Consider the following 5,884-nt stretch of genomic DNA (forward strand, 5'->3'; position numbering starts at 1 on the left):
TCATTCGAGTCTAGACAAAATGACACCAAATGAGTTTTACTATGATCAGCTACCCCAACAAAACAAGGTGGCTTAACTAGAGCGGAATATCACTTATAAATACGCTTTTAGTTGTTCAAACAAGTGGAACCACCTCTGTTTGTAATGATATTTTATAAAATTCAATATTAGATCTGCAGAGAAAAACTTATCAAACTAAGTATTGGCTAGTCTTTTTCTTCGAAAAACTTATCAAACGAAGTATTAAGTTAATCTTTTTCTTCAACTTCTTCCTTAAACTCAAACAAATCATTCATCGTACAGTTAAAGTACTTACACAACTTATCGGCGACTGGTAATTCAATACGTACAGCACGGTCATAATACATACTTGTGAGCGTGTTGCGATTGATACCTGTTGCATGCACCACTTCACTTAATTTTAAAATTTTTCTATCGCCCATGAGGCTAGATAACTTACAAGTAATCATATTTAAATTAATTTACAAAAAATAACTTGCTGTGGGTTATTTGAAGTTGTTGACTGAGTAATACTTTGCTAAAATTAACCTACAGCAGGTTATTACAACTTATAGAAAGTATATTTTATCCATTTCAACTAAATTATAACTTTTTAAATATAAGGATTGAACCTGCATTAGATTATTTTGTGGAGATGACCGCCGTGTTACCAAATGAGTTATTGATCAGCCAGCAAGCTCGTGACTTAGGAAATCAATTAATTAAAGAAATGAACATCAATAGAAGTTATGGAATGGCTAATTTTCTTGGAGTAAATACTTGCTATGATAATCATCAGGCTGTACTTATTTGGACATTTCAACTGCTTGAAAGGGAACCTGCCTTAAATGAATTAGCAGAAATTAAAAAATATTTTCTTTTAATCTTTCCAGATAGTGTTTATCAATTAGCCTAAGTTGTTTTTAAAATTAATTTATTAAATAAAAAGCACTAAATCAAAGAAAGCTTTATTTAAAAATACCTATTAATTCAAAAACATACCATTTACTGAATATATGAAGCATAGGTTCCTGCTCTATCACTCACTCGTACTAAAATTACATCGCTCTTTTTACTGATACTAAACAATTTATGTCCACGCCACGTTCTGCGGCTTCGAGGGCTAGTTTTTGTTGAACCACTGAGAACAAGGACAACAAACTGCCTACTATATTTTCCCGGAGAGTGGTGTAGGAACTTTTTCATTATTGCTAATCATATCAGCGACAACATCAGCAACGAGCTCCTCTATTCCTGAGAATGCTTTAGACTGATCCGCATCAAGCCAAGACAATGATGGAAACTCAGCACATCATTCGTTTAAGACCTATTTTAATGACGGCACTGGTCGCAAGTTTAGGTTTTATTCCAATGGCGTTAAACACTGGAATTGGTGCAGAAGTACAACGACCACTAGCAACAGTTGTTATCGGCGGTATTGTATCTTCTACAATTTTAACTTTGTTTGTATTGCCTATTTTATATCAATGGGCGCATGGCTCTGAGAGTAGCAAACAGCAATCCGACGAAATTTAAAATCAAAAAAAGCAGCTTAATTACTAGGTTATGCCTAATTAAGCTGCTTTTAATATTGTATGCCCAACATTTTATTGATAAAGCTTACTGCGCTTCATCCCGACAATTTTCATTTAAAAACTCAAACTCTATCGTTGTATGCGATAAATGATAGGAAGATAATTTAGCTGCAACTTCTTGTTTAAGCCTAATTAATTCTTTAACGTCAAAGTTGTCACTCAGCTCAAGGTGCGCTGTTAAAACGTGACTTTCACCATCTAGTGACCAAAAGTGCATGTGGTGGATACCATTAACTTCAGGAAATTCCATTAGTGATAGTTTAATACGCTTTTGAGTCTCTTTATCGGGTGCAGCTTGAAGAAATAAAACGAGTGTTGATTTCAGGTTTTTGAAAACATTAAACAAGATGAACAGCGTGAACCCTATTGATAAAAGGGGATCTAATATCGGCAGTTCAGCGAACAACAGTACGATAGAGACTATAAGAACGGCAACCCATCCAAGTACATCTTCAAGAAGGTGCCATGTCAGCACTTTCTCATTTAATGTTTCACCCGCTTTTAATTTTAATACAGCATATCCGTTAACGGCAACGCCGAGTATCGCTAGCCCTAACATCCCCTCGACTACAGGCATTTCAGGATTGGACAGCTTTGGAATTGCTTCAAATAAAATCCAAATTGAGCCAATGATTAAAACAATACTGTTTATCAATGCGCCAAAGAGAGTAAGTCTACGATAACCATAACTAAACTTATCTGATGCTTCTTTATCTGAAAAACGACTTAAAATCCACGCAAAACCTATTGAAAGACTATCACCAAGATCGTGAACTGCATCTGCCATTATCGCCGTACTGTTAGTGAGCCAACCACCTATAAATTCGATAATAGTGAATGTCACATTAAGGAAAAATGCCCAACCAATACGGTCATCTTTACCATGTTGATGACTATGATTATGGTTGTGCATTTTGTACCTCTAGTACTTTTCTATTTCTTAGTTTTGATACATTCATATTAATCAAGTGACGTATCAAGCGTTGATATATCCAGCGTTTGAACCCCGACAAGTTAGTCCCTTTTTCGAGATAGAACTCATCAGGGGAATCATAAAGCCCAAAGTCATCATGAATACCTTCTTTTTGAATATAGGTATTTTCTCCACGCCAATCTGTATCTGGTGATGAAAAGCACTTTGTTGCAACACCATAACCACAAAAATCATCTTTTACTTGGTCAAATTTCTCCTGTAGAGAGCTTAAGTATTGCTCATCCAATATAAAGCCCTCTAAGTTTATCCAACGCCCTTCAAAGTAAACTTCTACCCAACTATGAATGATGTATTTAGGTGCTAACCAAAATACATAGCTTGGGATAGCACCTTTTTGTAGTTGCTGGTCTATGGTAAACCCATGAAATCGGCATTGAATGCCTAGTCCACGCAATAGTGCCATTAACAGATTACCCTTAGTATTACATTGTCCATAACCATCTGCTAGCACATCGCTTGCTGCAATATCATCGCTTTCATTATAACCAAAGAAAATCTCATCTTTTACAAACTGATAAGCGGCACCAATTTTGTTGAAGTTATCCAAGTTTTTCCACCTACGTTGATCGATCAAGGATTGGATATCTTTGTGTTCAAAATTAACGATATTCGTATTGTTTAAATATTTCTCAGTCATTTTTTATATATCCTTTTCGTTGCATACTTATACTATAGACTCTATAGTAACTATAGAGTCAAATGTCTGGGGGAAATTGATGAAAATAGGCGAATTGTCAAAAAAATCGGGCTGTTCAATACAAACGATTAGATATTATGAAAGAGAAGGATTTCTGTTAAATCCAAATCGTTCAGAAGGTAATTTCAGGCTGTATGATAGCAAAGCACTTAAACAATTGGAATTCGTAAAGCATTGTCGCAGCCTAGATATATCACTCAATGATATTAAACGTCTTATCGAATTAAAAAATAAGCCAGAAGAAAGCTGCTCTAGCGTTAATGCATTAATTGATCAGCAACTTGCACTAGTGAATAAACGCATGAAAGAATTAAGGGCGCTTAAAGCTGAATTACAACAAATGGCTAGTGCTTGTGGTTCGAACAACCCAACATACTCATTATATTCTGCTGACCATGTAACACGGCAAGTATATTGTTTACTATCCATTTGAAACCCCATAATGTTTTAAGTCTATGTATAAAAGTACGATTTTCACTTAGCAGTACTTAAATAATCACCCCACCACTGCATCATTTCAGTCCGCTGGGCTAAATAGTCAGCGTGATTATAGCTGGCACGGGTACGGTTCTTATCAATATGTGAAAGTTGTGCCTCAATCCAGTTATCCTGGAACAAACCTGAGTCATTCAAAATGGTACTAAAAGTGGAACGTAGTCCATGAGAGGATAATTGATGTTTTCCATAGCCCATCTTACGTATAGCCATATTTAATGTATTAAAATGAATCGGTTGATTATGTTTCCGTGGGCTAGCAAAAATGTACTTTTCACCGTATGACCATTGCATGACGTCTTTTAAAATATCTAAAGCCTGATCTGAAAGTGGAACTAAGAAGTCGGGAATCTCATGGCCTAATATGACTTTTCGTCGAAACTGTTTAATATGCAAGGCAGGTATTTTCCAGACTTTTTCATTTAAATCAAAATGATGAGGCTCAGCCAATAACAATTCAGCCCCTCGCACGCCAGTATGTAATTTGAACAGCAGTGCTTTTTTAATAATCGGATGGGCATCCAATTTTTGTAATTTATACTTAAAATCAGATATATCCTCCGCTTTCAAATACGGATAATTTTTCTTGATTTTACTGTTAATGGCGATTTTATTTAAACCATGCGCGATGTTGAATTCACAATAACCCATCGCTACAGCGTAGTCATAAATTTGGTTCAAATAACTACAAGCTTTCTTGACAGGTTCTTTTACTTGGCGTCCCTCTATTTTTTTGATTACTGAAACCAGGTCATAACGCTTGATGTTTTGAAAAGGTAGATCCTGAAGGTCTGGATAAATATCTTGCTGTAAGCATCTTTCTGCTAACTGTAGTACACCACAGCGGGGTAGATCGTTGAAGGCATTTTTCAGTTTGAACTGTAACCACTCCTCCCCGACCTTACCAAAGGTGATGACATTAGAGGCAGTATCTTGTTCAAAACAGAAATCATTGTCTTTAAAGTCATCTCTGACTTGTCGTGCCTTTTTCAGCGATAAATCAGGATAACGACCTAACTGAATGCGTCGACGTTTTTTAGTTTGTGGATCTGTATAGCGATAGCACCAAGATTTTCTTCCACTCGGCTCAATCTTCAGGCTAAGCCCATCTTCATCGGATAAAAAACTGGTTTTTTCCTTACAATGAGCTTGGCGAACTTTAATTTCAGTAAGACTCATGGAATTTAAATGAAACCTAACAATGGGTTGATTGGATCAATTATATCAAAATAGAACGCTTTATGTATGATGCGTACACTACGCATCATATAGATTTGTAAAGTATTGTTTTATAAATTTATTATTCAATATACTTTAATTTTAGTAACCAGTAGGAGTACCACTTCTTTTTTAGTTCTCAAATATCACGTTTTTTTTGACGCAATGATTCTATCTCGGACTTCGTCAGCTGTTTTACGAGAGATGAGGATATACTTTACCTCCCACTCTGTGAGCCTTTCAACGTCTCACGGCTCTATTTAATGTTATTGAATAATCAATGGATACCAGTAAAGCCTTTTAGGTCTGCTATTGTTTCTAATACAATAGTCTCCACGATCAAGGATTGGACTCAATGCATATTCCAGCATAAACCTACCACCTATTCCTATTCGCACCCTACCACTCATTCCTATTCCAAATCGGCCACTTAGGGTTTATTCAGTAATAGAATTTAAAGGCTTTATTGCCCAAACCTATATTCTTAAAAGCTTATTCAGCAATATAATTCTTAGATAAATTGCATATTCTTATCGTAAAGGACACTGATTCTTCTTTCATTTGGACAGTTACTATGAATTCACTTCCGTCCTAATAATCTGCCCCAAAAGCTTTTTGGCTTCCGATTCGGATCGGCTTTGTTGCACAAATACCTAAGAATATGATTTTATTAAATTTATTCTTAGGTTGAAATTTTCACAAACCTTTAAAAATCAGTGCCTTGCAAAATGTTTATGCAACAAAGCCTATTTAAATCGGCAACTTGAACATATTGATAAGTTAATAAATAATCACATAGATCAAGATCCAACATTGAAACAGGATTTGAAATTACTGCAAACTATTCCTTCAATCGGTGAACGATCAGGCTTATTACTGTTGGGG

Annotated in this window: 6 protein-coding genes and 3 pseudogenes; 3 read left to right on the top strand and 6 right to left on the bottom strand. The window is 35.6% G+C overall.

What is annotated here, in order from left to right:
* Nucleotides 1-248 precede the first annotated feature (248 nt).
* Nucleotides 249-470 (bottom strand): helix-turn-helix transcriptional regulator, encoded by a 222-nt coding sequence (locus FTV18_RS15300; RefSeq protein ID WP_004658364.1) that lies wholly within the window; start codon nucleotides 468-470, stop codon nucleotides 249-251.
* 194 nt (nucleotides 471-664) lie between these two features.
* Here FTV18_RS15300 and FTV18_RS15305 point away from each other — a divergent pair, with 194 nt between their 5' ends.
* Complete coding sequence (locus FTV18_RS15305) at nucleotides 665-916, top strand: hypothetical protein (protein ID WP_004658363.1); 252 nt, start codon at nucleotides 665-667, stop codon at nucleotides 914-916.
* Between the two features lie 252 nt (nucleotides 917-1,168).
* On the opposite strand, the pseudogene FTV18_RS15310 reads toward FTV18_RS15305, so the two are convergent.
* Nucleotides 1,169-1,312: pseudogene (locus tag FTV18_RS15310) on the bottom strand (antitoxin HicB); the annotation flags it as partial.
* Between FTV18_RS15310 and FTV18_RS15315 the strand changes: the two are divergent.
* Nucleotides 1,312-1,536: pseudogene (locus tag FTV18_RS15315) on the top strand (efflux RND transporter permease subunit); the annotation flags it as partial. The pseudogenes FTV18_RS15310 and FTV18_RS15315 overlap by 1 nt on opposite strands.
* 84 nt (nucleotides 1,537-1,620) lie before the next feature.
* On the opposite strand, the gene FTV18_RS15320 reads toward FTV18_RS15315, so the two are convergent.
* Nucleotides 1,621-2,508: a cation diffusion facilitator family transporter gene (locus tag FTV18_RS15320; RefSeq protein ID WP_127800877.1), complete on the bottom strand. Its 888-nt coding sequence runs from the start codon at nucleotides 2,506-2,508 to the stop codon at nucleotides 1,621-1,623.
* A complete protein-coding gene (locus FTV18_RS15325; protein ID WP_005245162.1) occupies nucleotides 2,495-3,226 on the bottom strand; it encodes a transglutaminase family protein in 732 nt (243 codons plus the stop codon). Before FTV18_RS15325 ends, FTV18_RS15320 begins: the two co-directional genes overlap by 14 nt.
* Nucleotides 3,227-3,305: 79 nt before the next feature.
* On the opposite strand from FTV18_RS15325, the gene FTV18_RS15330 reads away from it, so the two are divergent.
* Nucleotides 3,306-3,719, top strand: coding sequence for a Cd(II)/Pb(II)-responsive transcriptional regulator (locus FTV18_RS15330; protein WP_179989169.1), 414 nt, complete (start codon nucleotides 3,306-3,308; stop codon nucleotides 3,717-3,719).
* A gap of 41 nt (nucleotides 3,720-3,760) precedes the next feature.
* Here the strand turns inward: FTV18_RS15330 and FTV18_RS15335 are convergent, their stop codons facing one another.
* Together FTV18_RS15335 and FTV18_RS15825 are read right to left on the bottom strand one after the other, a co-directional pair.
* Nucleotides 3,761-4,960 carry an integrase arm-type DNA-binding domain-containing protein gene (locus FTV18_RS15335; protein WP_005245164.1) on the bottom strand — a complete coding sequence of 400 codons (1,200 nt, stop codon included), beginning with the start codon at nucleotides 4,958-4,960 and terminating at the stop codon, nucleotides 3,761-3,763.
* Nucleotides 4,961-5,145: 185 nt separating this feature from the next.
* A pseudogene (locus FTV18_RS15825) lies at nucleotides 5,146-5,247 on the bottom strand (recombinase); the annotation flags it as partial.
* Between the last annotated feature and the right edge of the window lie 637 nt (nucleotides 5,248-5,884).

This window comes from Acinetobacter sp. YH12241 (genome assembly GCF_013417535.1).
In the GTDB taxonomy this organism is placed as follows: Bacteria; Pseudomonadota; Gammaproteobacteria; order Pseudomonadales; family Moraxellaceae; genus Acinetobacter.

What these genes read in the sequence shown, in the direction of transcription:
- FTV18_RS15335 (WP_005245164.1), bottom strand. Translation starts at nt 4,960, where the DNA reads ATGAGTCTTACTGAAATTAAAGTTCGCCAAGCTCATTGTAAGGAAAAA.
- FTV18_RS15320 (WP_127800877.1), bottom strand. Translation starts at nt 2,508, where the DNA reads ATGCACAACCATAATCATAGTCATCAACATGGTAAAGATGACCGTATT.
- FTV18_RS15330 (WP_179989169.1), top strand. Translation starts at nt 3,306, where the DNA reads ATGAAAATAGGCGAATTGTCAAAAAAATCGGGCTGTTCAATACAAACG.
- FTV18_RS15325 (WP_005245162.1), bottom strand. Translation starts at nt 3,226, where the DNA reads ATGACTGAGAAATATTTAAACAATACGAATATCGTTAATTTTGAACAC.
- FTV18_RS15300 (WP_004658364.1), bottom strand. Translation starts at nt 470, where the DNA reads ATGATTACTTGTAAGTTATCTAGCCTCATGGGCGATAGAAAAATTTTA.